The organism is Pseudomonas syringae pv. tomato str. DC3000, from assembly GCF_000007805.1.
Classification (GTDB): Bacteria; Pseudomonadota; Gammaproteobacteria; order Pseudomonadales; family Pseudomonadaceae; genus Aquipseudomonas; species Aquipseudomonas avellanae.
Genome location: NC_004578.1, coordinates 1222979 through 1247722 on the forward strand (window position 1 = coordinate 1222979; position 24744 = coordinate 1247722).

Annotated in this window: 28 protein-coding genes; 12 read left to right on the forward strand and 16 right to left on the reverse strand. The window is 59.5% G+C overall.

Going from position 1 to position 24744, the window contains the following annotated elements; translation table 11 throughout:
- Nucleotides 1-57: 57 nt before the first annotated feature.
- The 6 genes from hemA (at nucleotide 58) to PSPTO_RS05890 (ending at nucleotide 5470) form a co-directional block, all read left to right on the forward strand.
- The gene (gene hemA, locus PSPTO_RS05865) at nucleotides 58-1335 is read left to right on the forward strand and encodes a glutamyl-tRNA reductase (RefSeq protein WP_005615192.1); all 1278 of its coding nucleotides are present in this window, start codon (nucleotides 58-60) and stop codon (nucleotides 1333-1335) included.
- Nucleotides 1332-2414: a peptide chain release factor 1 gene (gene prfA / locus PSPTO_RS05870; protein ID WP_011103430.1), complete on the forward strand. Its 1083-nt coding sequence runs from the start codon at nucleotides 1332-1334 to the stop codon at nucleotides 2412-2414. Before hemA ends, prfA begins: the two co-directional genes overlap by 4 nt.
- A complete protein-coding gene (gene prmC, locus PSPTO_RS05875; protein WP_011103431.1) occupies nucleotides 2415-3248 on the forward strand; it encodes a peptide chain release factor N(5)-glutamine methyltransferase in 834 nt (277 codons plus the stop codon).
- On the forward strand, nucleotides 3242-4012 hold the full coding sequence (locus PSPTO_RS05880) for a molybdopterin-synthase adenylyltransferase MoeB (protein WP_161797790.1): 771 nt from the start codon (nucleotides 3242-3244) through the stop codon (nucleotides 4010-4012). The genes prmC and PSPTO_RS05880 overlap by 7 nt, the downstream gene beginning before the upstream one ends.
- A complete protein-coding gene (gene murI, locus PSPTO_RS05885) occupies nucleotides 4005-4832 on the forward strand; it encodes a glutamate racemase (RefSeq protein ID WP_005768855.1) in 828 nt (275 codons plus the stop codon). Before PSPTO_RS05880 ends, murI begins: the two co-directional genes overlap by 8 nt.
- A 176-nt stretch (nucleotides 4833-5008) precedes the next feature.
- Nucleotides 5009-5470 carry an acyloxyacyl hydrolase gene (locus tag PSPTO_RS05890; protein WP_226992697.1) on the forward strand — a complete coding sequence of 154 codons (462 nt, stop codon included), beginning with the start codon at nucleotides 5009-5011 and terminating at the stop codon, nucleotides 5468-5470.
- Nucleotides 5471-5791: 321 nt separating this feature from the next.
- On the opposite strand, the gene PSPTO_RS05895 is transcribed toward PSPTO_RS05890, so the two are convergent.
- The 12 genes from PSPTO_RS05895 to PSPTO_RS05950 form a co-directional block, all read right to left on the reverse strand.
- Nucleotides 5792-6106, reverse strand: a complete 315-nt coding sequence (locus PSPTO_RS05895; RefSeq protein WP_032621386.1) for a YkgJ family cysteine cluster protein — start codon at nucleotides 6104-6106, stop codon at nucleotides 5792-5794.
- 14 nt (nucleotides 6107-6120) lie between these two features.
- Nucleotides 6121-6624 carry a DUF2878 domain-containing protein gene (locus PSPTO_RS05900; protein ID WP_011103433.1) on the reverse strand — a complete coding sequence of 168 codons (504 nt, stop codon included), beginning with the start codon at nucleotides 6622-6624 and terminating at the stop codon, nucleotides 6121-6123.
- Entirely contained in the window at nucleotides 6617-7885 is a 1269-nt protein-coding gene (locus PSPTO_RS05905) for an SAM-dependent methyltransferase (protein ID WP_011103434.1), read from the reverse strand. Before PSPTO_RS05905 ends, PSPTO_RS05900 begins: the two co-directional genes overlap by 8 nt.
- Nucleotides 7872-8672, reverse strand: coding sequence for a DUF1365 domain-containing protein (locus PSPTO_RS05910; RefSeq protein ID WP_005768843.1), 801 nt, complete (start codon nucleotides 8670-8672; stop codon nucleotides 7872-7874). The genes PSPTO_RS05905 and PSPTO_RS05910 overlap by 14 nt, the downstream gene beginning before the upstream one ends.
- The gene (locus PSPTO_RS05915) at nucleotides 8669-9916 is read right to left on the reverse strand and encodes an NAD(P)/FAD-dependent oxidoreductase (RefSeq protein ID WP_005768840.1); all 1248 of its coding nucleotides are present in this window, start codon (nucleotides 9914-9916) and stop codon (nucleotides 8669-8671) included. The genes PSPTO_RS05910 and PSPTO_RS05915 overlap by 4 nt, the downstream gene beginning before the upstream one ends.
- Nucleotides 9913-10701, reverse strand: a complete 789-nt coding sequence (locus tag PSPTO_RS05920) for an SDR family NAD(P)-dependent oxidoreductase (RefSeq protein ID WP_005768839.1) — start codon at nucleotides 10699-10701, stop codon at nucleotides 9913-9915. Before PSPTO_RS05920 ends, PSPTO_RS05915 begins: the two co-directional genes overlap by 4 nt.
- Nucleotides 10698-11120, reverse strand: coding sequence for a nuclear transport factor 2 family protein (locus tag PSPTO_RS05925; RefSeq protein ID WP_005736559.1), 423 nt, complete (start codon nucleotides 11118-11120; stop codon nucleotides 10698-10700). The genes PSPTO_RS05920 and PSPTO_RS05925 overlap by 4 nt, the downstream gene beginning before the upstream one ends.
- Complete coding sequence (phrB, locus tag PSPTO_RS05930) at nucleotides 11113-12561, reverse strand: deoxyribodipyrimidine photo-lyase (RefSeq protein WP_005768836.1); 1449 nt, start codon at nucleotides 12559-12561, stop codon at nucleotides 11113-11115. The genes PSPTO_RS05925 and phrB overlap by 8 nt, the downstream gene beginning before the upstream one ends.
- Before the next feature lie 9 nt (nucleotides 12562-12570).
- Nucleotides 12571-13479: a MerR family transcriptional regulator gene (locus PSPTO_RS05935; RefSeq protein WP_005768834.1), complete on the reverse strand. Its 909-nt coding sequence runs from the start codon at nucleotides 13477-13479 to the stop codon at nucleotides 12571-12573.
- 5 nt (nucleotides 13480-13484) lie between these two features.
- Nucleotides 13485-14441: a YbgA family protein gene (locus PSPTO_RS05940; RefSeq protein ID WP_005768832.1), complete on the reverse strand. Its 957-nt coding sequence runs from the start codon at nucleotides 14439-14441 to the stop codon at nucleotides 13485-13487.
- 295 nt (nucleotides 14442-14736) lie between these two features.
- Nucleotides 14737-14952, reverse strand: coding sequence for a TIGR02450 family Trp-rich protein (locus PSPTO_RS05945; protein WP_005768830.1), 216 nt, complete (start codon nucleotides 14950-14952; stop codon nucleotides 14737-14739).
- Nucleotides 14949-15935, reverse strand: coding sequence for an NAD(P)/FAD-dependent oxidoreductase (locus PSPTO_RS05950; protein WP_005768828.1), 987 nt, complete (start codon nucleotides 15933-15935; stop codon nucleotides 14949-14951). Before PSPTO_RS05950 ends, PSPTO_RS05945 begins: the two co-directional genes overlap by 4 nt.
- A gap of 287 nt (nucleotides 15936-16222) precedes the next feature.
- Here PSPTO_RS05950 and PSPTO_RS05955 point away from each other — a divergent pair, with 287 nt between their 5' ends.
- Nucleotides 16223-17125 (forward strand): TIGR01777 family oxidoreductase, encoded by a 903-nt coding sequence (locus tag PSPTO_RS05955; protein WP_011103436.1) that lies wholly within the window; start codon nucleotides 16223-16225, stop codon nucleotides 17123-17125.
- 23 nt (nucleotides 17126-17148) lie between these two features.
- Nucleotides 17149-18171, forward strand: coding sequence for a ferrochelatase (gene hemH / locus PSPTO_RS05960; protein WP_005768824.1), 1023 nt, complete (start codon nucleotides 17149-17151; stop codon nucleotides 18169-18171).
- Nucleotides 18172-18280: 109 nt separating this feature from the next.
- Here hemH and PSPTO_RS05965 read toward each other — a convergent pair whose 3' ends face one another.
- Nucleotides 18281-19558, reverse strand: coding sequence for a uracil-xanthine permease family protein (locus PSPTO_RS05965; protein WP_005768822.1), 1278 nt, complete (start codon nucleotides 19556-19558; stop codon nucleotides 18281-18283).
- Nucleotides 19559-19562: 4 nt separating this feature from the next.
- Nucleotides 19563-20201, reverse strand: a complete 639-nt coding sequence (upp, locus tag PSPTO_RS05970) for a uracil phosphoribosyltransferase (RefSeq protein WP_005736551.1) — start codon at nucleotides 20199-20201, stop codon at nucleotides 19563-19565.
- Between the two features lie 207 nt (nucleotides 20202-20408).
- Between upp and PSPTO_RS05975 the strand changes: the two genes are divergently transcribed.
- The 3 genes from PSPTO_RS05975 (at nucleotide 20409) to PSPTO_RS05985 (ending at nucleotide 21880) form a co-directional block, all read left to right on the forward strand.
- Nucleotides 20409-20966 (forward strand): hypoxanthine-guanine phosphoribosyltransferase, encoded by a 558-nt coding sequence (locus tag PSPTO_RS05975; protein ID WP_005768820.1) that lies wholly within the window; start codon nucleotides 20409-20411, stop codon nucleotides 20964-20966.
- Nucleotides 20967-21031: 65 nt separating this feature from the next.
- Nucleotides 21032-21526: a hypothetical protein gene (locus PSPTO_RS05980; RefSeq protein WP_005768818.1), complete on the forward strand. Its 495-nt coding sequence runs from the start codon at nucleotides 21032-21034 to the stop codon at nucleotides 21524-21526.
- A 66-nt stretch (nucleotides 21527-21592) separates the two neighbouring features.
- Nucleotides 21593-21880 carry a PA4642 family protein gene (locus PSPTO_RS05985; protein WP_005768817.1) on the forward strand — a complete coding sequence of 96 codons (288 nt, stop codon included), beginning with the start codon at nucleotides 21593-21595 and terminating at the stop codon, nucleotides 21878-21880.
- A gap of 183 nt (nucleotides 21881-22063) precedes the next feature.
- On the opposite strand, the gene PSPTO_RS05990 is transcribed toward PSPTO_RS05985, so the two are convergent.
- Nucleotides 22064-22897: an amino acid ABC transporter permease gene (locus PSPTO_RS05990; protein ID WP_005768815.1), complete on the reverse strand. Its 834-nt coding sequence runs from the start codon at nucleotides 22895-22897 to the stop codon at nucleotides 22064-22066.
- A complete protein-coding gene (locus tag PSPTO_RS05995) occupies nucleotides 22894-23715 on the reverse strand; it encodes an ABC transporter substrate-binding protein (protein ID WP_007244110.1) in 822 nt (273 codons plus the stop codon). Before PSPTO_RS05995 ends, PSPTO_RS05990 begins: the two co-directional genes overlap by 4 nt.
- Before the next feature lie 110 nt (nucleotides 23716-23825).
- Between PSPTO_RS05995 and PSPTO_RS06000 the strand changes: the two genes are divergently transcribed.
- A complete protein-coding gene (locus PSPTO_RS06000) occupies nucleotides 23826-24722 on the forward strand; it encodes a homocysteine S-methyltransferase family protein (RefSeq protein WP_005768811.1) in 897 nt (298 codons plus the stop codon).
- Nucleotides 24723-24744: the final 22 nt, after the last annotated feature.

Below are 24744 nucleotides of genomic sequence, written 5' to 3' on the forward strand. Positions count from 1 at the left end.
TCTGAGCTTATCGAAGTAGGACAATTACCGGCTTCACGTCACCACCTGCGACCCTGAATGGCCTTCCTTGCACTCGGTATCAACCATAAGACCGCCTCGGTCGACGTTCGCGAGCGCGTGGCATTTACCCCGGAGCAGCTGGTTGATGCGCTGCAGCAGCTTTGCCATCTGACCGAAAGTCGTGAGGCCGCGATTCTATCGACGTGCAATCGCAGCGAGTTGTACATCGAACACGAGCACCTCGGCGCGGACAGCATTCTGGCCTGGCTTGCCAATTATCATCACCTTAGCCTCGAAGAGTTGCGCGCCAGCGCCTATGTTCACGAGGACGATGCGGCCGTGCGACACATGATGCGTGTGGCCTCGGGGCTCGACTCGCTGGTGCTGGGCGAGCCGCAGATTCTTGGTCAGATGAAGTCCGCGTACGCCGTAGCCCGCGAAGCCGGAACGGTCGGGCCTTTGCTGGGGCGTCTGTTTCAGGCCACGTTCAGCGCCGCCAAGCAGGTGCGCACCGACACCGCCATCGGCGAAAACCCGGTCTCCGTAGCCTTTGCCGCCGTCAGCCTGGCAAAACAGATTTTCAGCGACCTGCAACGCAGCCAGGCCCTGTTGATCGGTGCCGGCGAGACCATTACTCTGGTCGCCCGCCACCTGCACGATCTGGGCGTCAAGCGTATCGTGGTTGCCAACCGTACGCTGGAGCGCGCGAGTATCCTCGCCGCCGAGTTCGGTGCCCACGCCGTGTTGTTGTCGGATATCCCGGCCGAGCTGGTCAACAGCGACATCGTGATCAGCTCCACCGCCAGCCAGTTGCCGATTCTGGGCAAGGGCGCGGTGGAAAGCGCGCTGAAGCTGCGCAAACACAAACCGATTTTCATGGTCGATATCGCTGTACCGCGCGATATCGAGCCTGAAGTCGGCGAGCTGGACGACGTTTATCTGTACAGCGTCGATGATCTGCATGAAGTGGTGGCAGAGAACCTCAAGAGTCGCCAGGGCGCTGCGCTGGCTGCTGAACAACTGGTCAGCGTCGGTGCCGAAGACTTCATGTCGCGGCTGCGCGAGTTGGCGGCGGTGGATGTACTGCGCGCCTATCGTCAGCAAAGCGAACGGCTGCGTGACGAAGAATTGAGCAAGGCGCAGCGCATGCTGGCCAACGGCAGTAATGCCGAAGACGTACTGATCCAGCTGGCGCGTGGCCTGACCAACAAATTGCTGCATGCGCCCAGCGTGCAGCTCAAGAAGCTGTCTGCCGAAGGTCGCGTCGATGCGCTGGCCATGGCCCAGGAACTATTTGCCCTCGGTGAGGGCTCGACGGATAAAACCCCGCAATGAAAGCTTCACTGCTCAATAAGCTGGATGTTCTCAGCGACCGTTTCGAGGAACTGACCGCACTGCTTGGCGATGCCGAAGTCATCAGCGATCAGACACGCTTTCGCGCCTATTCCCGGGAGTACGCCGAAGTGGAGCCGGTCGTTGCGCTCTACAAGCAACTGGCCAGGGTGCAAGGCGATCTTGAGGGTGCGCAGGCTTTGTTGAAAGACAGTGACCCCGACATGCGCGAAATGGCAGTCGAGGAAGTCCGCGAAACCAAGCAGCAACTGGTCGAGCTTGAGGCGCAACTGCAACGCATGCTGCTGCCCAAGGACCCGAACGACGGTCGCAACGTGTTTCTGGAAATCCGCGCCGGCACCGGCGGTGATGAAGCCGCGATCTTCTCCGGCGACCTGTTCCGCATGTACTCGCGCTACGCCGAGCGACGTGGCTGGCGGGTGGAGATTCTGTCCGAGAACGAAGGCGAGCATGGCGGTTACAAGGAAGTCATTGCGCGGGTCGAAGGCGACAGCGTCTATGGCAAGCTGAAATTCGAGTCCGGCGCGCACCGTGTACAGCGTGTGCCCAAGACCGAATCCCAGGGCCGCATTCACACCTCGGCCTGCACGGTTGCGGTGCTGCCCGAGCCTGATGAGCAACAGGCGATCGAGATCAACCCGGCCGACCTGCGCGTCGACACCTATCGTTCTTCGGGTGCCGGTGGTCAGCACGTCAACAAAACCGACTCGGCCATCCGCATTACCCACTTGCCATCGGGTATTGTCGTCGAGTGTCAGGAAGAGCGTTCGCAACACAAGAACAGAGCCCGGGCGATGTCCTGGCTGTCTGCCAAACTGAATGATCAGCAGACCAGCGCTGCGGCCAGTGCCATCGCCAGCGAGCGCAAGCTGCTCGTAGGTTCGGGTGATCGTTCGGAGCGCATACGTACTTACAATTTCCCTCAAGGGCGAGTGACGGATCACCGCGTGAACCTGACTCTGTATTCGCTGGATGAAGTTCTGGCCGGCGGAGTCGATGCAGTGATAGAGCCGCTACTCGCTGAATATCAGGCTGATCAACTTGCGGCACTGGGTGAGTAAATGACCATCATCGCAAGCTTGTTAAGAAGCGCCGAGCTTCCCGATTCACCGACCGCGCGGCTCGACATCGAGCTGTTGCTCGCGGCTGCCCTGGGTAAACCGCGCAGTTTTCTGCACACCTGGCCCGAGCGCATTGTCAGCACCGAAGCCGCCGTGGCCTTTGCGGGTTACTTGCAGCGGCGACGCACGGGCGAGCCGGTGGCTTACATTCTCGGTCAGCAAGGTTTCTGGAAGCTCGATCTGGAAGTTGCGCCGCACACCTTGATCCCGCGCCCAGAGACCGAAATGCTGGTCGAGGCGGCACTGGAACTGGTGCCGGCCTTTGCCCCGGCTCAGGTTCTGGACCTGGGCACCGGCACCGGAGCGATCGCCCTGGCGCTGGCCAACGACCGGCAGCAATGGAAAGTGACAGCGGTGGACCGCGTGCCCGAAGCGGTCGCGCTGGCCGAACGCAACCGGCAGCGTCTGCAACTGGATTACGCCCAGGTGCTCAACAGCCACTGGTTCAGTGCGCTGGAAGGGCGGCAGTTTGATCTGATCATCAGTAACCCGCCGTACATCGCCGACGCTGATCCGCATCTGTCGGCCGGTGACGTGCGTTTCGAGCCGAGCAGTGCGTTGACGGCCGGTGCCGACGGGCTGGACGATTTGCGCACGATCATTGCCGACGCGCAGGCGCACCTCAACGCCGATGGCTGGCTGCTGCTGGAGCACGGCTACGATCAAGGCCCGGCGGTGCGCGAACTGTTGACTCGTCATGGTTTCGAGCGCATCCAGACCCGCCGTGATCTGGGCGAACACGAGCGCATCACGTTCGGATGCAAGCCGTGCTGAGTGACCAGGAACTGCTGCGCTACAGCCGGCAGATTCTGCTGCAACACGTTGATATCGAAGGTCAGTTGCGACTCAAACAAAGCCGTGCGCTGGTCGTAGGTATGGGCGGCCTCGGTTCGCCGGTAGCCTTGTATCTGGCGGCTGCGGGGGTCGGAGAACTGCATCTGGCCGACTTCGACCACGTCGATCTGAGCAACCTGCAACGCCAGATCATTCATGACACGCAGAGCATCGGGCAGGCCAAGGTCGATTCAGCCATGGCCCGGCTCGCGGCGATCAACCCGCAAATAAAGCTGATTGCCCATCGTGCGGCGCTTGATGCCGATTCATTGAGTGCAGCGGTGCAGGCCGTCGATCTGGTGCTCGACTGTTCGGATAACTTTGCCACCCGTGAAGCGGTCAATGCCGCGTGTGTCGCCGCAGGCAAGCCGCTGGTCAGCGGCGCCGCCATTCGCCTGGAAGGGCAGTTGTCGGTGTTCGACCCGCGCCGTGCCGAGAGCCCTTGTTACCACTGCCTGTACGGTCACGGCAGCGAAACGGAACTGACCTGCAGCGAAGCGGGTGTTATCGGGCCGCTGGTGGGGCTGGTTGGCAGCTTGCAGGCGCTGGAGGCGTTGAAACTGCTGGCCGGTTTTGGCGAGCCAATGGTCGGGCGCCTGCTGTTGATCGATGCCTTGAGCACGCGTTTTCGTGAGCTGAAGGTCAAGCGTGACCCTGCCTGTAGCGTGTGTGGGCCCATAAACGGGCAGGGCGAACATGCCTGACATTCCTGTGAGCCAGCCTGTGAACCCAGGCTGCGATGCACCGGTCGGGGTTTTCGATTCCGGCGTTGGCGGCCTTTCTGTCCTCAATGAAATCCGCCAGACGCTGCCCAACGAGTCCCTGCTGTATCTGGCCGACTGTGGCCATATTCCCTACGGCGAGAAAACTCCTGAATTCATCATCGAGCGTTGCCTGATCATTGCCGATTTTTTTCACGGGCAGGGCGCCAAGGCGCTGGTTGTAGCATGTAACACCGCAACTGCTGCAGGCGTGGCGCACATACGGCAACGCTATCCCGACTGGCCCATCGTGGGCATGGAACCCGCAGTAAAACCTGCCGCCGAGGCCACTCGCAGTGGCGTCGTCGGTGTACTGGCAACCACCGGAACATTACAAAGCGCCAGGTTCGCGGCCTTGCTCGACCGGTTTGCCAGTGACGTAAGCGTCGTGACACAACCGTGCCCGGGGCTGGTCGAGCTGATCGAGACCGGCGATCTGGTCAGCCCTCAGATTCGTCAACTGTTACAGCGTTACGTCGAGCCTCTGCTGGCGGCGCGCTGCGACACCATCATTCTGGGCTGCACGCATTACCCCTTTCTCAAGCCATTGCTGCGCGAAATGCTCCCCGCGTCGGTCACCCTGATCGACACCGGGGCTGCGGTCGCGCGTCAATTGCAGCGTCTTTTGTCCCGTTCCGGCCTGCTTGCCAGCGGCCCCGCACGAGACACTTTGTATTGGTCTAGTGACATACCGGACAATTTCGGAAAAATCCTACCTTTTCTGTCGCAAATGTCTGGCAATGTGAGAAGCTTCCGTTTGTAAAAAAAATGTGAAAAAAAGGCGTTTAGGGGCTGAACTTACCTTGCGTCGCTGGCTTCTATAATTGCAGTTAATGAATTCCAACACTTTCTTACAAACTCATACATTTTAGGACGTTTCTCATGAAGAGACTCTTTTGTCTGGCCGTGCTTTCGGCCCTCATGGCAGGTTAGGCTTCCCTGGCGCAGGCCGACGGCGTTGAATTTTCGGTTGGACAGACCGGCGAATCCACCATGACTTATCGTCTTGGCGTGCAGTTCGACTGGGATAAAAGCTGGCTGCAAAGCGACATCGGCCGTCTGACCGGTTACTGGGACGGTGCCTACACCTACTGGGATGGCAAGGACTACAAGGATAACCACAGCCTGTCGTTCTCCCCTGTGCTGGTCTACGAGTTCGGCAACGGCAACGTCAAACCTTACGTAGAAGCCGGTATCGGCGTCTCGGTGTTCTCCAACACCCAGGTTGAAGATCGCAAGTTCGGTTCGGCCTTCAACTTCGAAGACCGAGTTGGTTTCGGTCTGCGCTTTGCGGGCGGACATGAAGTCGGCATCCGTGCGACTCACTACTCCAACGCCGGCATCAAACAGCCGAACGACGGTGTAGAAAGCTACGCGCTGCATTACAAGATGCCGTTCTGATTTGACTGGCACTTGTGCCAACGCTCCGCGTCACATCTGTGCTGCAGCACCACGTCATGCGTTGCACGCAGTTATTGCACATAAAAGAAAGCGCTCTTTTATCGCGATGGTACTGACGACGCAGAGTGCGACGTAAGTGACGGCTGAGTCCTGTCACTGATCCGGGGGCCCCCGGATCAGTGACAGGGCGCCGTAAGGGCGCAAAGGTGACCTGAGTCAGAAACAAACTTCACTGGCATCGCAAAACCGCTGTGTGACGCAGAGCGTCACGAAATGCATTACCACGCGGAGCGTGGGAACGATAATGATGGTCATCACAGATCAAAGATAAGCCGTCGCAATCCCTTTGCGTTCTGTCAGGCAATCTTCCGCACCCGCTTCAAACTCGCGACAGATCAATGGCCGTTTTTCGTAGATGGTGCACATCATGGTGTTGCGATCCAGCGCTGCACACCAGCCGTCATCCAGGCGCAACATAACCTCGCCACCCCATTCGTCGGTATCGATGTAGCGCTCAGGCACGCCCGTGTCGGTGATAAGCATCACTTCCAGTTGGCAACAGCAGGCTGCGCAGGTCGAGCAGGTGACTTCCGTTTCGCTGTGAATTTCTGCGAGCGGAATAAGTGTGGCGTTCAGAGGGTGTCTCCCGGTTATCTGGCTGACGGGCCTGGTGCGCGGGCGGCCAGCCATTGCAGCAGCGGGAATACACCCGCCCAGACCAGCCCCAGCAGCACCATGCTTGGCCAAAATCCAAGAGGAAGATGAACCTGCGCCAGTTGCGAGCCGGCATAGTACGACATCGGCCCGCCAATAGCGCCCAGTACGGCAGCGCGCCAGATGGGCTTGGCGGTCCATGCCAGGCAGTGATTGAGCGTGGTGCCCATGACCGCCCACAATAACGCCAGCCACAACGGAAGCAGATAGCCGCCGGTCTCGAAGTCGAAAACACCGAGCACCATCAACAGGCTGTCGATCACCACACCCACCAGCGTGACGCTCACAATCAGCTTGCCTTCAGCTGCCCATGAACTGACCCACGCAAAGTGCACTACCAGCACACCCACGGCGATCAACAGCCAATAGCTGTTGCCACCCAGCACGCAGGCAAACCAGCCGATCTGGAACAACAGCGCATTGGCGAGTGATTTAAGCATTGAAGCGCCCAAGCAGTGGCTCACGCAGTGCATCTGGTTTGGCCAGCAGCAATTGCGCGGTGCCAATCGTTCGCTCCAGAAAGCCACCTTCGCAGTAACACAGGTAGAACTCCCAGAGGCGCAGGAAGTAGTCGTCGTAACCCAGTTCGGTGAGTGTGCCGTGAGCATGCTTGAAGTTGTCGTGCCACAAACGTAGCGTGCGCGCGTAATGCAGGCCGAAGTCTTCCATGTGCAGCAGGTTCATGTCGGTGTCGCTGCCGACGATGTCGAGCATCTTCGCCACCGAGGGCAGGGCGCCCCCCGGGAAAATGTAACGCTGGATGAAGTCCACATTGCGTTTGGCCTGTGCATAACGCTGCTCGCGAATGGTGATCGCCTGCAGCAGCATCATGCCGTTGCTTTTGAGCAGGCTGGCGCATTGCTTGAAGTAGGTCGGCAAAAACCGGTGGCCGACCGCTTCGATCATTTCGATGGACACCAGCTTGTCGTATTCACCGGTCAGGTCGCGATAATCGGTCAGCAGCAGCGTGACGCGGTCCTGCAGGCCCAGTTTGATCAGCCGTTGCTCGGTGTAGGCGAACTGTTCTCTGGACAGGGTAGTGGTGGTCACGCGGCAGCCATACTGCTGCGCGGCATAAATGGCCATGCTGCCCCAGCCTGTGCCGATTTCCAGCAGGTGATCAGTGGGTTTCAGGGCCAGCTTCTGGCAAATGCGCTCCAGTTTGTTTAACTGAGCCTGCTCCAGGGTGTCGTCATTGCTGAGGAACTGTGCGGCCGAGTACATCATGGTCGGGTCGAGAAACTGCTCGAACAGCGTGTTGCCAAGGTCGTAATGGGCCGCGATGTTTTTCTGCGAGCCTTTGCGCGTATTGCGATTGAGCCAGTGCAGGCTGTGAATCAGCGGCCGGGTCAGGCGCGCCATGCCGCCTTCCATCGCGTCCAGTACTTCCAGGTTGCTGACGAATACACGCACCACTGCCGTCAGGTCCGGCGTGGTCCAGTAGCCGTGGATAAACGCCTCACCAGCGCCGATTGAGCCGGTGCTGGCAATCATGCCCCAGGCGGCCGAGTCGAGAATCTGCACTTCGGCGTGGATCTGCGCGCTGGCCTTGCCGAACACATGACGTTCGTCGCCTTCGATGACCACCAACTGGCCATTGCGCAGGCTGGCGAGCTGACGCAACACCCCTTTGCGCAGGATATTTGCAGTCAAACCATTGGTACCCAGATTGGCAGAAAAACTACTGCTACTGCTTTTCATGGCGTGAATCCTTCGGTTGCGCGGCGGCAGCACGGTAATCGCCGTCGGCGGCCTGATGGGAAAAAATGGGGATGCGTTTGACCAGCAGGCGCATGGCCTGCCAGTAAATCGCCAGACAGGTTTTTGCAGTCATCCATGGATAAGCAATCAGGTAGCGGTGCAGCGTCTTGCGGCTGAGCTGCTGGCGGGTGAGGTTGAGCGTGGCGTCAAACATCTTCAGCTCGCCTTGCCAGTCAGCCATGTGCACGCCGATACGCTCGGCGGGCTGGCTGAAACTCATGCGGTATTCAAGGTCACGCGGCAGGAACGGAGAAACGTGAAAGGCCTTGGCCACGGAAAAATGCTGGTGGCCTTCGCCGGTGGCTGGCAGTACATAACTGTAACGCTCGCCCCACGGGGTATTGGTGACTTCGCAGAGGATCGCCGCCAATGTGCCGTCGGCCTCGTGACAGTAGAAAAAACTCACCGGGTTGAACGACAAGCCCCAGCTGCGCGCCTGGGTCAGCAGGCAGACGCGACCCAGTGGCATGTGCCCCAGCGCTTTACCGACCAGTTCGCGTGCCGCCTCTATCAGCGGCACGCCGCGCCCGGTCAGTTGCGGCAGGTAGTCGCGCTCACGGAATGAAAAGGGTGCGAAACGCCTGCTGCCCGCCAGCGGCGAAAGGCCCATCACGGCGTCCTGCTCATCCAGGTCCAGATAGAGCAGCCCGATTCGATAGGTGAACGCATGGGCGCGCGGTGAAAAGCGCCGATGGCTGATCCAGCCGCTGTAAAGGGCGCTGTTCACAGCGCTTCACCGAAGGCCTGGGCAACGCGCAAGCCGCTGACCACACCGTCTTCGTGAAAGCCGTTGGCCCAGTAAGCGCCGCAATACCAGGTGTTATCGACCCCGTTGATGTCCTGCCAGCGCGCCTGTGCCGCGATCGCCTCAAGGCTGTATTGCGGGTGCGCATAGCGGTAGCGACCGAGAATCCTCGTCGGGTCGATGGCATCGGTTTGGTTCAGGCTGACGCAGAACGTGGTATTGCTCTCGATCCCTTGCAGAATGTTCATGTCGTAGGTGACGGCGGCCAGTTGCTGCTCGCCGCCGCCAAGCCGGTAGTTCCAGCTGGCCCAGGCCAGGCGGCGGTCAGGCAGCAGGCGTGTATCGGTGTGCAATACCACGTCGTTTTCGGCATAGCGCAGGGCACCAAGCACCGACTGCTCGGCACTGGACGGCTCTGCCAGCATGGCCAGCGCCTGATCGCTATGACAGGCGAACACCACTTGGTCGAAACGCTCGCTGCCTTGGGCACTGTGCACCGTCACCCCTTCGCTGTCGCGTTCCACACGAGTGACCGGGCAGGACAGGCGAATGCGCTCTCGAAACGATGCCGTCAGGGGTTCGATATAGCTTCTGGAGCCACCTTCTATCACGCACCATTGCGGGCGGTGGGTGACGGAAAGCAGGCCGTGGTTCTTGAAGAAGCGCACGAAAAATTGCAGTGGAAACCCGAGCATGTCCGCCAGCGACATGGACCAGATGGCCGCACCCATCGGCACGATGTAGTGGTCAATGAAGCGCTGCCCATAACCACCGTTTTTCAGGTATTCGCCCAGCGTGGTGTCGGCCGCGATACGCTGGTTTTCCAGGTCGTCTACCGATTGACGATTGAAGCGCATGATATCGCGCAGCATGCCCCAGAACCTGGGCGACAACAGGTTGCTGCGCTGGGCAAACAGGCTGTTGAGGTTGTTGCCGTTATATTCGACGCCGGTGCGTGGGTCGTGCACCGAAAAGCTCATTTCGGCAGGCTTGAAACCCACGTCCAGCTGGCCCAGCAATTTGATGAAGTTCGGGTAGGTCCAGTCGTTGAACACAATGAAGCCGGTATCGATGGCATAGGCGCGGCCTTCGACCTGCACATCAACCGTGTGGGTATGCCCGCCGATCCAGTCGGAGGACTCGAAGACTGTCACCTCATGCCCGCGATTGAGCAGATAGGCGCTGGTCAACCCGGCGATACCGCTGCCAATGACTGCAATTTTCATTGAGTGTCCTTATGGCCCGTTTCGCTACGGGCCATGCGCTTGCCGATGGCGAATCTGACGCGCACCGGAAGCAGGGCCAGCAGTTTCATACTGAGGATGAAAGCCGTCGGGAAGGCAATTTCAAGCGGTCGTCGCACACGCTTGAGGTTATCGGCAATGTAGCGGGCAGCTTTTTCAACGGGCCAGCGCATCGGCATAGGGAAATCGTTTTTCTGCGTCAGGGGTGTATCGACAAACCCTGGGCTGACAATGGTCACGTCAATATTTTCGCTGGCCAGATCAATGCGCAGGGCTTCAAACAGGTAACGCAGGCCAGCCTTCGAGGCGCCGTAGGCTTCTGCGCGGGGCAGTGCCAGGAAGGTGACGGCGCTGGCCACGCCGACCAGATGCGGCTGATTGCCCTTGCGCAACAGCGGCAGGGCTTCCTGAATGCAGTAACTGCTGGCGAGCAGGTTGGTGCGCACGACGCGCTCGACCATCGCCGCCTCGAAGTGGCGGGTGTCGATGTATTCACAGGTGCCCGCATTGAGGATCGCGGTATCCAGCGCCCCCCATTCCTGGGCGATGCGGTCGGCCATGGCGGTCACTTGCAGGCCGTCGGTGATGTCGCCGGTGACCAGCAAGACCTGCTGCGGATGACTGGCGGCCAGGTTCTGCAGGGGCTCCAGGGTTCTGGCGGTCAAGGCCAACCGATGTCCGGCAGCGAGCAATTCCTTGGCCAGCGCCAGGCCTATGCCGCTGCTTGCCCCGGTCAACCATATGCGTCGTGCAACGGGAGTGTTCATCCTAACCTCTTCTTCAGCCAGTGGATGGCTCGACCCATGATGGGCAAGTGTTCGTAGAGCAACGCACCGGCATCGAAGTAGTCCCGATGGCGGTAAACCTTGTCGCGCCATTTCAGGTGCGAACAGCCCTCTACACGAATCGTCCGGCCACCGGCCAGGCGCGGGTGCGAGTAGCTCATGGTCCAGACCAGATAGCCTTCACCTGGCCGGACCTCGTCAAAGGCATGAAAGTCGAAATGCAGATCGCGCACGTTGGCGTACAGCTCGGCGAAGTAGCGCTGCATGGCGGCAAGGCCGTGGATATCGTGCATCGGGTCACTGAATGACACGTCTTCGCTGTACAGCTCGGCGACCTGATCAAGGTTGTCCTTGTTCAGCGCCGCAAAGCCTTGCGCAAAGCGATGCAGGAACTCAGCCATTGTCAGCTCCCGCAGCGGGTTGGCGAGTCGGGAGTGCCTTGAAGGCAGCCAGCGCGCGGGCGCGGCTTTTGCTCAGGTCGACGATCGGCTTCGGGTAATCGGCGACGCCGAACAGGCCGCCGACAGAAGCGGGATCGTGTATCTGTTTTTTGTTCAGGTCAGCCAGCTCCGGCAGCCAGCGTTTGATGAACACGCCTTCGGGGTCGAATCGTTCCGATTGCGACAGTGGGTTGAAGATACGGAAGTAGGGGGCCGAATCGGTGCCTGTGGACGAACTCCACTGCCAGCCGCCGTTATTGGCCGCCAGGTCGCCGTCGATCAGGTGGCGCATAAAAAAGCGCTCGCCTTCCCGCCAGTCGATCAACAGGTTTTTAGTGAGAAACATCGCCACGACCATCCTTAGCCGATTGTGCATCCATCCGGTTTCCAGCAACTGACGCATGGCCGCGTCAATGATCGGCAGCCCGGTGCGGGCTTCTTGCCACGCCAGCAGTTCTTCGGGGGCGTCGCGCCATTTCAGCGCTTCGGTCTCCGGCCGAAATGCACGGTGACGCGAAACGCGCGGGTAGCCTACCAGCGTGTGCTTATAGAACTCTCTCCACAGTAGCTCATTGATCCAGGTCACGGTTCCGACATCACCGGTTTCAAATTCGCCCTGATTGCTGGCCAGCGCGGCATGCAGGCACTGACGGGGCGAAATAACGCCTGCCGCCAGATAGGCCGACAACTGGCTGGTGCCGGGCCTGGCCGGGAAGTCGCGTTCGTCTTTGTAGTAACTGATCTGTTCGCCGGCGAACGCTTCGATCCGGCGGCTTGCCTCGACCTCACCTGCGGGCCACAGGTCACGCAGGGTTTTCGACGGTGTGGAAAAGCCCTTCACCTGATCCGGGATCGCGTCACTTTTTATCGACAGCGGTTGCTGCGCTTCGGGCGTGTGCACCGTCCGCGGCATGGCTTGGTGCAGGCGGGTGTAACAGACCTTCTTGAACTGGGTGAACACTTGGAAATAGTTGCCGGTCTTGGTCAGGATACTGCCCGGCTTGAACAGCAATTGATCAAGGTGGCTGGTGAAGTGAACACCGTCCGCCTGCATTGACTGCTGCACGGCCTGATCACGACGGGTTTCGTTGATGCCGTATTCTTCATTAAGGTGCAGCCCCTCGACCTTGAACTGTTTGCACAGCGTCGCCAGCACCTCGGGTGCCTGATCCCAGGTATCGGCTTCGCGAATCAGCAGCGGCACGTTCAGTTTGCCAAGGGCTTTTTCCAGCTCCACCAGATTGCGCAGCCAGAAGTCCACTTTGCAATCGGCGTCGTCGTGGTTGCGCCACTGCGTCGGGCTGAGCAGGTACACCGCCAGCGTCGGGCCGCGCTGCATGGCTGCCGTCAGGGCGGTATTATCGTGAACGCGCAGGTCACTACGCAGCCAGATCAGTTGCATGAGAAATCCTTAGATAAGTCCGAGCTTGCCCAGCTCGGTCTGAGCGCTGAGCGCATCATGGACGAGGGTCAAACCCGCTATCTCGTTTGCCTGTACGAGCAGCTCGGCGTTATGGATCTTCACCGTTGGTCCGCCGAGCACTACAGGGCAGGTAATATTGGCCAGCAAGCGGGGTAGCTGGCCGACGTTCAACGCTTTGCTGGAGTAGAGCAATATGCCACGTGGCTTGAGGTATTCAGCCGCCAGCGCCAGCTCGCCAACCGGCAGCGGCCAGTCGAACACTTCCACCGGGCAGTCGGCGCTGCTCACCAGCCAGGCGGCCAGCCACAGGTGCGGTTCAAGCGGCAGATCGGACTGATTGACCAGCAGCAACGGGCTGCCACTGAGCTGGCGGTTGTTGTGGTAAATGCGCGCGCCGAACTTGCTGCGTAACCACGAGTAGAAGAACGTGCGCTCCAGTTGCGCGCCGAACTTGCCCTGCCAGCGTTGCTCCAGTTCAGCGAGCAGCGGCAGCAGCAGTTGTTCGCACAAGGTGCGTGGCGGGTACAGCGCCATCGCCTGATTGAACACGTCGTCGACCCGGCGCTCGGCCAGTTCGCCGATGGCAATCAGCAGCGTCTGGCGCAGCGCGTCCCAGTCGCTGGTCGGCGGCAGGGCGTCCTGAAGGTTGTCATCGATCAGGCTTTTGACCTGGCTGACAGACACGCCCCGATTGAGCCACGTGAGGATCTTCATGACCCGCTGCACGTGCTCGTCCGAGTACAGCCGATGGCCTTTGGCCGTGCGGTGCGGGACGATCAGCCCGTAACGGCGTTCCCACGCGCGCAGGGTGACGGCATTGACGCCGGTCTGCCGCGCGACTTCCCGGATCGGCAGCCAGTCGCCCGGCAGCTCGGTATCTGTTTGTGCTTCATTCATGGGGATCAAATCGCATTTCGCAGGCTGAGGTTTTCCGGATGAGGCTGCATGTACACCTGCAGCGCTACATAAGGATCCGGGTGTTGGCGAAAATGATGCTTGAGCAGGGTCAGCGGTACGATCAGCGGCACGATGCCCTGATGATACTGGCCGATCACTTCCTGAATTTCCTGCTTGTCCTCGGCACTGATGGTTTGTTTCAGATAGCCGCACAGATGTTGCAGAACGTTGGTGTGGGTGCGCCGGGTCGCGCACTTTTTCAGGGCGGCCATCAGTTCGCTGAAATACAGCGGGGCGATTTCATTGGGGTCGCTGCGGCCCATGCTGCCCAGCATCTTGCCCAGCGCTTTGTACTGCACCGGGTCGTTGGCCATCAGTTGGTATTTGTAGCGCGAGTGAAATTCGGTCAACGCTCGACGGGTGATGCCGTCTTTCAACAATTGCTGCCAGGCCGCGTAGGCAAACACACGGGTCACGAAGTTTTCGCGCAGCACGGCATCGTTCAGACGCCCGTCTTCTTCGACCGGCAGGTTAGGGTGACGCTCGCAAAAGGCCTGCGCGTAGATGCCGCGCCCACCGCCGTCAACCGGCGCGCCGTTTTCACGGTAGACCTTGACCCGCTCCAGACCGCACGACGGGGACTTCTGCATGAAAATATAACCGCAGATATCACCCAGCTCGTCCGCCATCTGAATGCCGTAATCCGCCAGCGCCTGAGTAACATCCAGCTCACGATTGACCGTGCCCAGCGCCTTGGGGTGTTCGGCGTCGCCCACCAGCCTGATTGGCTCACGCGGGATACCCAAGCCGATCGCGACTTCGGGGCACGCCTGAACAAAATCGAAATACTTGCTCAGCGCCTGCGTGCACAGATGAGACTCCTTATGCCCGCCATTGAAGCGAACCTCGGCACCCATCAGACACGCACTGATCCCGAGTTTGGGTTTTTCGATTGCAGGCATTGGCATCCGTCACCTCTACAGAAGACTTGTACAGATTAACTGTGCTGTACAACTTATCCTCATCATAGGGGGATAGGTGTACAAGTCAAATTCTTTGTAGAGGCTTTTGAAGGCAGCGCCCAACTGGCTAGTGCCAATACTGCTTTAACATGCATTCAGAACTGCATGCGACGCGGAGCGTCGCACGATAGTTGATAATCAGAGGGCTTTTTGATCGCGATGGCACTGACGACGCAGAGTGCGACGTAAGTGACAGAGCATCGGCACGATAATCATCTGAATCCGCGCAAACCCGCTACTTCCAGCCCATCCGCCACGCATCCGCCTGCTGCAACACCTGCCAGGGCATGCGCTCACTGCGTTGAGTCAGCACGGCCTGCAGCTCTACCTCCAGCACCACGCCCTCTTCATCCTTGAACAGCTCGGTCACCAGAAAATGCTTTTCGCGGTTTTGCGGAGTGGCTGCCGTCCATTTTGACAGCAGCAGTTTACGCGGGTTGATCTGGTTCATTGAAGGTGTTCCAGCAGCCGACGTGCCGCTTCCTGGCCGCTCAGCCATGCGCCTTCCACACGCCCCGACAGGCACCAGTCGCCGCACACGTAAATACCCAGATCGGCATCCGACAGCGCGCCCCATTCATGAGCGCCGGCAGGCCGCGCGTACAACCAGCGATGCGCCAGGCTGAACACCGGGGCGGGCATGGTGCAGTCGATCAGCTCTGCAAAAGCACCGTGCAAGTGCTCGATGACCTGTTCACGGGATGCATCAAGGTTTTGCCTGCTCCATTGACTGGTGGCGTGCAGAATCCAGGTATCGAGCGTGTCGTCGCGTTCCGGCTTGCTGCGGTTGCGGGCCAGCCAGTCGAGCGGACTGTCCTGCACGAAGCAACCCTGCATGGGGGTTTGCAACGGGGTCTCGAAGGCCAGTGCAACCGCCCAGGTCGGGTCCATCTTGACGCCCGCCACCACGCTGGCCAGCTTGGGTGCGGCAGCCAGCAGTGTGCTGGCCTGCGGGGCAGGGGTGGCGATGATGACATGGCTGAACGGGCCGTGATTTTGGCCCTCGGCGTCCAGCAGGTTCCAGTGCTCTTCGCCGCGAAACACCTCGGTGATGCGGCACGAGAATGACACCGGCATGTCGCCGCGCATGGCACGGGTAATCGCGCTCATGCCGGGCTTGCCGACCCAGCGCACCTGTTCATCCGGCGACGGGCTGAGCCTGCCAGCGTGGAAGTTGTAAAGCAGGGGTGTCCACTCGGCAACGTGCCCCTGGGCTTGCCACTGCTTGACCGCAGTGGCGAAGCGTCGGTCACGAGCGGTGAAATACTGCGCACCCATGTCCAGCGCACCTGCGTCGCTGCGCTTGCTGGACATCCGACCGCCGCTGCCGCGGCTCTTGTCGAAAAGGTGCACCTGATGCCCGGCCGCTGTGAGCGCCTGAGCTGCTGAAAGTCCGGCGATACCGGTACCGATGATTGCGATAGGGACAGTCATAGGGGCCTCGTTACCTTGTCTGTACAGACTACGCCGTAGTTAAAACCTGTACAATCTTCTTGTTTGGTATAAGTTGCAGTGATTCAAGACACTGTGGGTTGAGTCACATTGCAACTTGCAGGGTCGAACCGGTCAGTCGCCTGAACAAGCGGTCAAAACTGCAGTTCATTCAGGTCTGGCCTATGGTTCTGGTGACAGTTTCGTTTTCCGGATAAACGTCACTGCCAGCGTCACTGGTAAAAATAAGACTACTCAATTGTCATGCACGCCACGCGAGGTTATCTGCCATGCACATATTGCTGACCGGTGGTACAGGTTTGATAGGACGAGCGCTCTGCCGTTTCTGGTCTGCTCAGGGGCATGAGCTGACTGTGTGGAGCCGAAAACCTGCTGACGTTGCCGAGCTGTGCGGCCCGTCCGTGCGTGGCATTGCCAGGCTGGATGAACTGGGTGAGCAGCCGGTGGATGCCATCGTCAACCTGGCCGGTGCACCGATTGCCGATCGCCCCTGGACCCGCAAGCGCCGTTTGTTGTTGTGGGAAAGCCGTGTCGGTCTGACCGAGCAGTTGCTCACATGGCTGGGCACCCGCACGCAAAAGCCTGCGCTGATGATTTCCGGTTCTGCGGTGGGCTGGTACGGCGACAGTGGCGAACGCGAAATCGATGAAGCCTCGCCCCCTGCCAAAGAAGATTTTGCCAGCCAGTTGTGCAACGCCTGGGAAGAAACCGCGCTGCGTGCCGAGTCGCTGGGCGTGCGTGTGGTGCTGATACGCACCGGTCTGGTGTTGTCGGATCGCGCGGGGTTTCTGCAGCGTTTGTTGCCGCCCTTCAAATTCGGCATGGGCGGGCCTATTGGTGATGGCCGGCAGTGGATGCCGTGGGTTCACATTCAGGATCAAATCGCGGCCATTGATTTTTTGCTGAATCTTAATGAAGCAAAGGGTCCTTATAATGTGTGTGCGCCATCACCGGTGCGCAATCGCCAGTTTGCCAAGACACTGGCAGGTATTCTGCATCGGCCTGCCTTCATGCCGATGCCGGCGCTGGCCCTGAAAGTGTTGCTGGGCGAGCTGTCGGTATTGCTGCTCGGTGGCCAGCGCGCCCGGCCGGAACGTTTGCAGGAAGCTGGCTTCACGTTTAAGTACGCCGAACTCGACACCGCCCTGCAGGATTTGCTGGGTCGCCACTGAACGCTTTCGAAATAGGATGTTGCATGACCGATCACGCTTTGTTGCTGGTCAATCTGGGTTCGCCTGCCTCTACGCAAGTGGCGGACGTGCGCAGTTACCTGAACCAGTTCCTGATGGATCCTTATGTGATCGACATCCCGTGGCCTTTGCGCAGGCTGCTGGTGTCGCTGATTCTGATCAAACGGCCCGAGCAGTCTGCGCATGCCTATGCGTCTATCTGGTGGGACGAGGGCTCACCGCTGGTGGTATTGAGCAAGCGCCTGCAACAGGCCATGAAGAAAGAGTGGTCGCACGGGCCGGTCGAACTGGCGATGCGTTATGGCGAGCCTTCCATTGAAACCGTGCTGACGCGTTTGTCGGAACAGGGTTTCAAGAAGGTGACGCTTGCGCCGCTCTACCCGCAATTCGCCGACAGTACCGTGACGACGGTGATCGAAGAGGCCAAGCGCGTGGTGCGCGCCAAATCCTTGAAGATGCAGTTCTCGGTTTTGCAGCCGTTCTACGATCAGCCTGAATATGTGAGTGCTCTGGTAGAAAGCGTACGCCCGCACCTTGAGCAGCCCTACGATCATTTGTTATTGAGTTTTCATGGCTTGCCAGAGCGGCATTTGCACAAACGCGACCCGACGGGCAAGCATTGCCTCAAGGACGATTGTTGCATGACCGCACCTGCCCAAGTGGTTGCAACGTGCTATCGCGCTCAGTGCCTGCAGTCTGCGGCAGCTTTCGCCAAGCGCATGGGCATTCCCGATGGCAAGTGGTCGGTGTCATTCCAGTCGCGCCTCGGACGCGCCAAGTGGATCGAACCTTACACCGAAGCGCGTCTCGACGAGCTGGCGGCGCAAGGCGTGAAGAAACTGCTGGTCATGTGCCCGGCGTTCGTGGCTGATTGCATCGAGACACTGGAAGAGATCGGCGACCGCGGTGCCGAGCAGTTCAAGGAAGCGGGCGGTGAGGAACTGATACTGGTGCCGTGCCTGAACGACGACCCGAACTGGGCAAAAGAACTGAACCGACTGTGCGAGCGCGCACCGCTGATGCTGTAACGCGCTGCACATCAGAACCGGACGCAGAGCGTCCAGAACGGCGTGCCCGCGCGGAGCATGGGCACGCTAGTGTTCCTCCAGACGCTTATCGTTCCTCACGCTCAAGGCGTTACAGCAACTGATCATCCGGCCTGTTGTGCTTCCAGCTGTCGTGCCCCGGCAGGATCAGGTTGAGGATGATCGCGGTGATGGCGCACAGGGCGATGCCTTTCAGGCCGAAATCGTTCGGGCCGTTGCCGGTGCCGATCAGCACGCCACCGATGCCGAATACCAGCGTTACGGAAACAATCACCAGGTTGCGTGCTTCGGCCAGGTCGATCTTGTGGCGAATCAGTGTGTTCATCCCCACCGCAGCAATCGAGCCGAACAGAAGGCACAGAATTCCGCCCATGACCGGCACCGGAATGCTTTGCAGCAACGCACCGAATTTGCCGATGAACGCCAAGGTGATGGCGAAGAACGACGCCCAGATCATGATTTGCGGGTTGTAGTTCTTGGTCAGCATCACCGCGCCCGTAACTTCGGCGTAAGTGGTGTTGGGTGGGCCGCCAAACAGGCCCGCGGCCGTGGTGGCGATGCCATCGCCGAACAGCGTGCGATGCAGGCCTGGCTTTTTCAGGTAATCGCGCCCGGTCACACTGCCGACGGCAATCACGCCGCCTATGTGTTCGATGGCCGGGGCCAGTGCGACCGGAACGATGAACAGAATCGCCTGCCAGTTGAATTCCGGTGCGGTGAAATGCGGTATGGCCAGCCAGGCTGCGTCGGCAATCTTCTTGGTATCGACCACGCCGAAGTAGAACGACAGCGCGAAACCTACCAGTACGCCCGAAATGATCGGCACCAGACGAAAAATCCCCTTGCCGAACACCGCCACGATCAAGGTGGTCAGCAGCGCAGGCATCGAAATCAGCATGGCGGTCTGATAGGGGATCAGCACAGCGCCATCCCCGGTCTTGCCCATCGCCATGTTGGCCGCAATCGGCGCCATCGCCAGACCGATCGAGATGATCACCGGCCCGATCACCACTGGAGGCAGCAGACGGTCGATGAACCCGGTGCCCTTGATCTTCACCGCCAGGCCAAGAAAGGTATAAACGAAGCCCGCCGCCATGACACCGCCCATCGTCGCGGCCAGGCCGAACTGGCCCTTGGCGAGGATGATCGGGGTAATGAAAGCAAAGCTTGATGCCAGGAAAACCGGCACTTGGCGGCCCGTGACAATCTGGAACAACAACGTGCCAAGGCCTGCCGTGAACAGCGCCACGTTAGGGTCGAGCCCGGTGATCAGCGGCATCAATACCAGCGCGCCAAAGGCCACAAAGAGCATTTGCGCACCGGAAAGGATCGTGCGCCACAGTGGATCGTTGAACTCCTGCTGCGTCATCGGGTTACGCGTCCTTTTGCTTGGTGCCGAAAATCTTGTCACCGGCATCGCCCAGGCCCGGAATGATGTAGCCGTGTTCGTTCAGACGCTCGTCGATGGACGCGGTGTAGATCATCACATCCGGGTGCGCCCGTTCCACTGCCGCAATACCTTCCGGTGCAGCGACCAGGACCATGGCGCGGATTTCCTTGCAGCCGGCCTTTTTCAGCAGGTCGATGGTCGCGACCATCGAGCTGCCAGTGGCCAGCATCGGGTCGATGATCATGGCCAGGCGCTCGTCGATTTCCGGCACCAGTTTTTCCAGATACGTGTGCGCCTGCAGGGTTTCTTCGTTGCGGGCGACGCCCACGGCACTGACCTTGGCACCCGGAATCAGGCTGAGCACGCCGTCGAGCATGCCGATACCGGCGCGCAGGATCGGGACAACAGTGATTTTCTTGCCGGCGATTTTCTCCACCGAGACGGTTCCAGCCCAGCCCTGAATATCGTAGCTTTCCAGAGTGAGGTCGGCGGTCGCTTCGTACGTCAGCAGGGCACCGACTTCCTGAGCCAGCTCACGGAAATTCTTGGTGCTGATGTCGGCGCGGCGCATCAGGCCGAGTTTGTGGCGGATCAGCGGATGACGGATCTCACGAATGGGCATTGGCAAAGGCTCCAGCGGGCAAAAAATCGGTCTAGATTAATCTATTCAACTGTTACTGTCTTACCGCGCGTGCAGTATTGTCTCAAGGTCAGGACGTTCGCGGCTTTTAGAAGACACTCGCAACGTTAGTCCAGAATCGCTTGCTCTGGCTTGAGCGGATGCGTACCTTTGCCCGCTTTTCTTCAACTGCCCTACCTGGAGAGCGTCATGTCCGCTGATATCGAGCACATCCGTCAAATCATGCGCGAAGCTGACTGCCTGTACACCGAGGCTGAAGTGGATGCTGCCATTGCCCGCGTCGGCGCGCAGATCAATGCCGAACTGGCCGACCGCAACCCGGTTGTGTTCTGCGTGATGAACGGCGGCCTGATTTTCTCGGGCAAGCTGCTGACTCACCTGAACTTCCCGCTGGAAGCGTCTTACCTGCACGCGACGCGCTACCGCAACGAAACCACGGGCGGCGATCTGTTCTGGAAAGCCAAGCCTGAAGTCTCGTTCATCGACCGTGACGTGCTGATCATCGACGACATCCTCGATGAGGGTCACACCCTGGGCGCGATCATCGACTTCTGCAAACACGCCGGCGCGCGCGCTGTGCACACCGCTGTGCTGATCGACAAAGACCACGACCGCAAGGCCCGACCGGACCTGAAAGCCGATTACGTCGGTCTGCCGTGCATCGACCGTTACATCTTCGGTTTCGGCATGGACTACAAAGGCTACTGGCGTAATGCTGCGGGCATCTATGCGGTCAAGGGGATGTGAGGCATTATGACCGCCGCTTCTGCAAAAGGGGCGGTCGTCAATTCGCAATTATCTGGAAACCCTCAATGAAGTTACTGATCCCCGGCGCTCTGGCGTTGGTGCTGCTGTCTGGCCTGACCGTCGCTGCACCGGTATCGGTAGGCCCCATGCACGACCAATACCTGCCGCCTGACGACCTGAACCTGCGTGAGGGGGTGCCGGAACAGCAACAGTTGATGCAGGTGACCGAGTACACCATCGTTGCCGGTAATCAGAGGCAATCCAGCCAGCAGCCGATTCCGGTCACTTCCCCCCTGTCGTTGCGCCTCAAAGGCAAGTCGCTGAACAAGGGCGCGTCGATTGCTCAGGTGCTTGTGCACTTTGATGGCGGCGAAAGCAAAAGCCTGAAAAAGCCGACCTACGACGAGGCGTCCCGGACCCTGATGCTGTATTACCCGTTGTCTCAATACCGGGTGCTGGTGGATTTGCTGCGCAATGAAAAAGTCTATTGCCAGTTCCTCAGCTACGCCAACGGCCACATCTGGGCTGATCTGCACACCACCTCTGCACATGCGCGTTGAGCCCTGCGCTCGCTGGAGGGTAAACTGCCCGCCCGTGAAAGTGTCTGCGACAAGTTGGAGCCTGTAATGCGTAAAGATAAGAAGCAGTTGATTGGGGACGAGATTGGCGATGAGCAGATCAAGTTGTTCCTCGACTTCGAGCCGTACGATGCCACCTCGCCGTCGCTGCACAAACTGATCAAGGCCTACCGTGGCCTGCGCATCAATGATTTCGAGCGCTTTCTGGTGTTCTTCAAGGAAGCAGGCCATGACTTCGATGGCAAGGACGAGCAGGGCAACGACTTCATCGCCCTGATCAAGGACCAGCGCAATGCAGATGAATACATCGAACTGATCGAAAAAGCCCGCGGTTGAAACCTGAATTTGGCTGAAACGCTTTTCAGGTGGGAGCGAACTTGTTCGCGAAGACGGTGTTTTAGTCGATGCATTTTCGGCGATTATACGACCCCCTTCGCGGACAAGTCCGCTCCCACGGCCTTTGGCCGGAATCAAGAGCGAACTTGTGTGTATCACGGAGCGTAGGGACAATAGTTGCAGTCATTTGCGCGCCTGATACGCCTTGCCGTAGTGTTTTTCCAGCCGCGACTGCAACAACTCCAGACCGATCGACATGATCCAGTACAGCACCGCTGCGGTGGTCAGCATTTCGATGTATCGATAGCTGGAGCGGCCGTAGGACTGTGCCAGGAACATCACTTCCCAGACGCCCATCACCGAGATCAGTGACGAATCCTTGAGCATGGAGATGAACTGGTTGGTGGTCGGCGGGATAATCGTGCGCATTGCCTGGGGCAGGGTGACGCGCCAGAAGATCTGCGTCGGGCGCAGCGCCAGAGCCAAGGCTGCCTCACGCTGGCCGGCCGCAACGCCGATGATGCCTGCCCGAAAGATCTCGCTCAGGTAGGCGCCGTAGTTGAGCGACAGCGCAATAACCCCCGCCGCGATTGCGCCGGGCACGATGCCCAGTTGCGGCAAGCCGAGATAAATCAGCAGAATCTGGATCAGCAGCGGCGTTCCGCGAAAAAACGACGCATAAAAACTGGCGATACCAAACGCTACGGCGCTGCTGGACAGCCTCGCCAGCGCGGTGACAAAACCCAGCAGCACTGAAACCACAATCGAGCACACCGACACAAACAGCGTCAGCGCCGCGCCTTGCAGGAAACCGTTGGGTGCCAGATGCAGGCCGATCAGATTGGGCAGTTTGTCGAGAATGATCGCAAGCTTCAGATCGAAACTCAGGAAGAACCCGGCGAATAGCACAAACATGACCAGCCAGGTCAGGTACAGCCGCGTGCGAAAACCGAAGACACGCTGGAGCAGGCCTTGATCAGCCTGCTCGGGTGGGCGTTGGGGCTCGAAAGAAGTCATTTGCTGATGTCAGCGCCAATCCACTTTTGCGACAGCGTGCTCAGGGTGCCGTCTTTCTTGAGCTCGGCGAACACCTCGCGAACCTTGGCGTCCCATTCCGGGTCGTTCTTTTCGATGGCCACGGAGTTGGGTTCTTCGTACAGCGTTTCGCCCGCCAGTTTGAAGCGCTTGTCCTGATCCAGGCGCGGTTTTGCCGTCACCAGATTGGTCAGTATCGCGTCCAGCCGCTTGCCAGCGCCAAGCCCTAAGTCTTGAAACGCCACATTGTCGTTGTCGTACGGGGCAATCTGCACGTCGTCGAACGGGTACTGCAGCGGCTTGTCTTCCGCGCCGTCGATGACCAGGTTCTTGTTCAGGTAGCTCTCGTAACTCGACGCGCTGGTCAGGCCGACTTTCTTGCCGCTCAGGTCCTTGGCTGAATGGATACGGTCATCGCTGGCATTGACCACGATCACCGCAGGCGACGCGTAATACTCGACCGGGAAGTTGAAGACTTCAGCACGAGCCTTGCTTGGGGTCATCGAGCAGACGCAGATGTCGTAACGGCCGCTCCAGTGACCTGCGGCGATGACGTCCCATGATGGTGTTTCGAGGCGCAACTTGACGCCCAGCTTCTGCGCCACGGCCTTGGCGACATCCACGTCGAAACCGTCCAGTTCGTTCTTGTCATTCAGGAAAGAGAAGGGCGGGTAACTTTCCATCAGGACGTTGACCAGCTCTTTGTTTTTCTGCACGCGATCCAGCGTGGCACCGGCCAGGGCTTGAGTGGAGGCAGCCAGAGTGACCAGGCCAATGCCCAGCAGCGCGCGATAATTCACAGATATCCCCTGAAAAAAGGTTTGTAGTTTGATTAAAGGAACGTATTAAATACGTTATATAAGGCCGACTCATAATGAGTTTTTTTCATATACATATAAGTAGATCATATATGACCCAGCGCTCAACTGTAATTCTCGATGGCGGCATGGGCCGCGAGCTACAGCGTCGCGGCGCGCCCTTTCGCCAGCCCGAATGGTCGGCGCTGGCTTTGAGTGAAGCACCTGACGCCGTCAGTGCGGTACATGCCGCTTATATCGAAAGTGGCGCTCAGGTCATTACCAGCAACAGCTATGCCGTGGTGCCCTTTCATATCGGCGAAGAGCGTTTCGCCCGTGAAGGCCAGGCGCTGGCTGCACTGGCCGGGCAATTGGCGCGCGGTTCAGCCGACGCCTCGGGTGGGCGTGCTCTGGTCGCAGGTTCCATCCCGCCGTTGTTCGGTTCCTATCGCCCTGACCTGTACCAGCCGGAACTGGCCGCTGATGTCTTGAAGCCGCTGGTGGCCGGTCTGTCGCCGTATGTCGATCTGTGGCTGGCCGAGACGCAGAGCTGCATTCTTGAGGCGCAAACGATCCGCGCCGGTCTGCCCGCTGACGGCAAGCCGTTCTGGCTATCGTTTACCCTCCAGGATGAAGACACCGACGACGTCCCGCGCCTGCGCTCCGGCGAACCGGTGGCCGATGCGGCAAAGGCTGCCGCCGAAATGGGCGTGGCAACGCTACTGTTCAATTGCAGCCAGCCAGAAGTGATCGGCGCTGCGATTGATGCGGCGCGTGAGGTGTTCAACGCCCTGAACGTTGACATCGCCATTGGTGCATACGCCAATGCGTTCCCGCCGCAGCCCAAGGACGCCAAGGCCAACGATGGTCTGGATGAACTGCGCGAAGACCTTGACCCGCAGGGTTATCAGCAGTGGGCCGCGGACTGGGTCAAGCGCGGTGCCACGCACATCGGCGGTTGCTGCGGGATTGGCCCGGAGCACATTGCGGTGCTGTCGCAAAAGCTCTGACGGCAGCAACCAAAAAGCCCCG

Bases quoted from the DNA above. Each gene is read 5' to 3' on its own strand.
- hemA (WP_005615192.1), top strand. From the start codon at position 58: ATGGCCTTCCTTGCACTCGGTATCAACCATAAGACCGCCTCGGTCGAC.
- prfA (WP_011103430.1), top strand. From the start codon at position 1,332: ATGAAAGCTTCACTGCTCAATAAGCTGGATGTTCTCAGCGACCGTTTC.
- prmC (WP_011103431.1), top strand. From the start codon at position 2,415: ATGACCATCATCGCAAGCTTGTTAAGAAGCGCCGAGCTTCCCGATTCA.
- murI (WP_005768855.1), top strand. From the start codon at position 4,005: ATGCCTGACATTCCTGTGAGCCAGCCTGTGAACCCAGGCTGCGATGCA.
- PSPTO_RS05900 (WP_011103433.1), bottom strand. From the start codon at position 6,624: ATGCTTAAATCACTCGCCAATGCGCTGTTGTTCCAGATCGGCTGGTTT.
- PSPTO_RS05905 (WP_011103434.1), bottom strand. From the start codon at position 7,885: ATGAAAAGCAGTAGCAGTAGTTTTTCTGCCAATCTGGGTACCAATGGT.
- PSPTO_RS05915 (WP_005768840.1), bottom strand. From the start codon at position 9,916: ATGAAAATTGCAGTCATTGGCAGCGGTATCGCCGGGTTGACCAGCGCC.
- PSPTO_RS05920 (WP_005768839.1), bottom strand. From the start codon at position 10,701: ATGAACACTCCCGTTGCACGACGCATATGGTTGACCGGGGCAAGCAGC.
- PSPTO_RS05925 (WP_005736559.1), bottom strand. From the start codon at position 11,120: ATGGCTGAGTTCCTGCATCGCTTTGCGCAAGGCTTTGCGGCGCTGAAC.
- phrB (WP_005768836.1), bottom strand. From the start codon at position 12,561: ATGCAACTGATCTGGCTGCGTAGTGACCTGCGCGTTCACGATAATACC.
- PSPTO_RS05935 (WP_005768834.1), bottom strand. From the start codon at position 13,479: ATGAATGAAGCACAAACAGATACCGAGCTGCCGGGCGACTGGCTGCCG.
- PSPTO_RS05940 (WP_005768832.1), bottom strand. From the start codon at position 14,441: ATGCCTGCAATCGAAAAACCCAAACTCGGGATCAGTGCGTGTCTGATG.
- PSPTO_RS05945 (WP_005768830.1), bottom strand. From the start codon at position 14,952: ATGAACCAGATCAACCCGCGTAAACTGCTGCTGTCAAAATGGACGGCA.
- PSPTO_RS05950 (WP_005768828.1), bottom strand. From the start codon at position 15,935: ATGACTGTCCCTATCGCAATCATCGGTACCGGTATCGCCGGACTTTCA.
- PSPTO_RS05955 (WP_011103436.1), top strand. From the start codon at position 16,223: ATGCACATATTGCTGACCGGTGGTACAGGTTTGATAGGACGAGCGCTC.
- hemH (WP_005768824.1), top strand. From the start codon at position 17,149: ATGACCGATCACGCTTTGTTGCTGGTCAATCTGGGTTCGCCTGCCTCT.
- PSPTO_RS05965 (WP_005768822.1), bottom strand. From the start codon at position 19,558: ATGACGCAGCAGGAGTTCAACGATCCACTGTGGCGCACGATCCTTTCC.
- upp (WP_005736551.1), bottom strand. From the start codon at position 20,201: ATGCCCATTCGTGAGATCCGTCATCCGCTGATCCGCCACAAACTCGGC.
- PSPTO_RS05975 (WP_005768820.1), top strand. From the start codon at position 20,409: ATGTCCGCTGATATCGAGCACATCCGTCAAATCATGCGCGAAGCTGAC.
- PSPTO_RS05980 (WP_005768818.1), top strand. From the start codon at position 21,032: ATGAAGTTACTGATCCCCGGCGCTCTGGCGTTGGTGCTGCTGTCTGGC.
- PSPTO_RS05985 (WP_005768817.1), top strand. From the start codon at position 21,593: ATGCGTAAAGATAAGAAGCAGTTGATTGGGGACGAGATTGGCGATGAG.
- PSPTO_RS05990 (WP_005768815.1), bottom strand. From the start codon at position 22,897: ATGACTTCTTTCGAGCCCCAACGCCCACCCGAGCAGGCTGATCAAGGC.
- PSPTO_RS06000 (WP_005768811.1), top strand. From the start codon at position 23,826: ATGACCCAGCGCTCAACTGTAATTCTCGATGGCGGCATGGGCCGCGAG.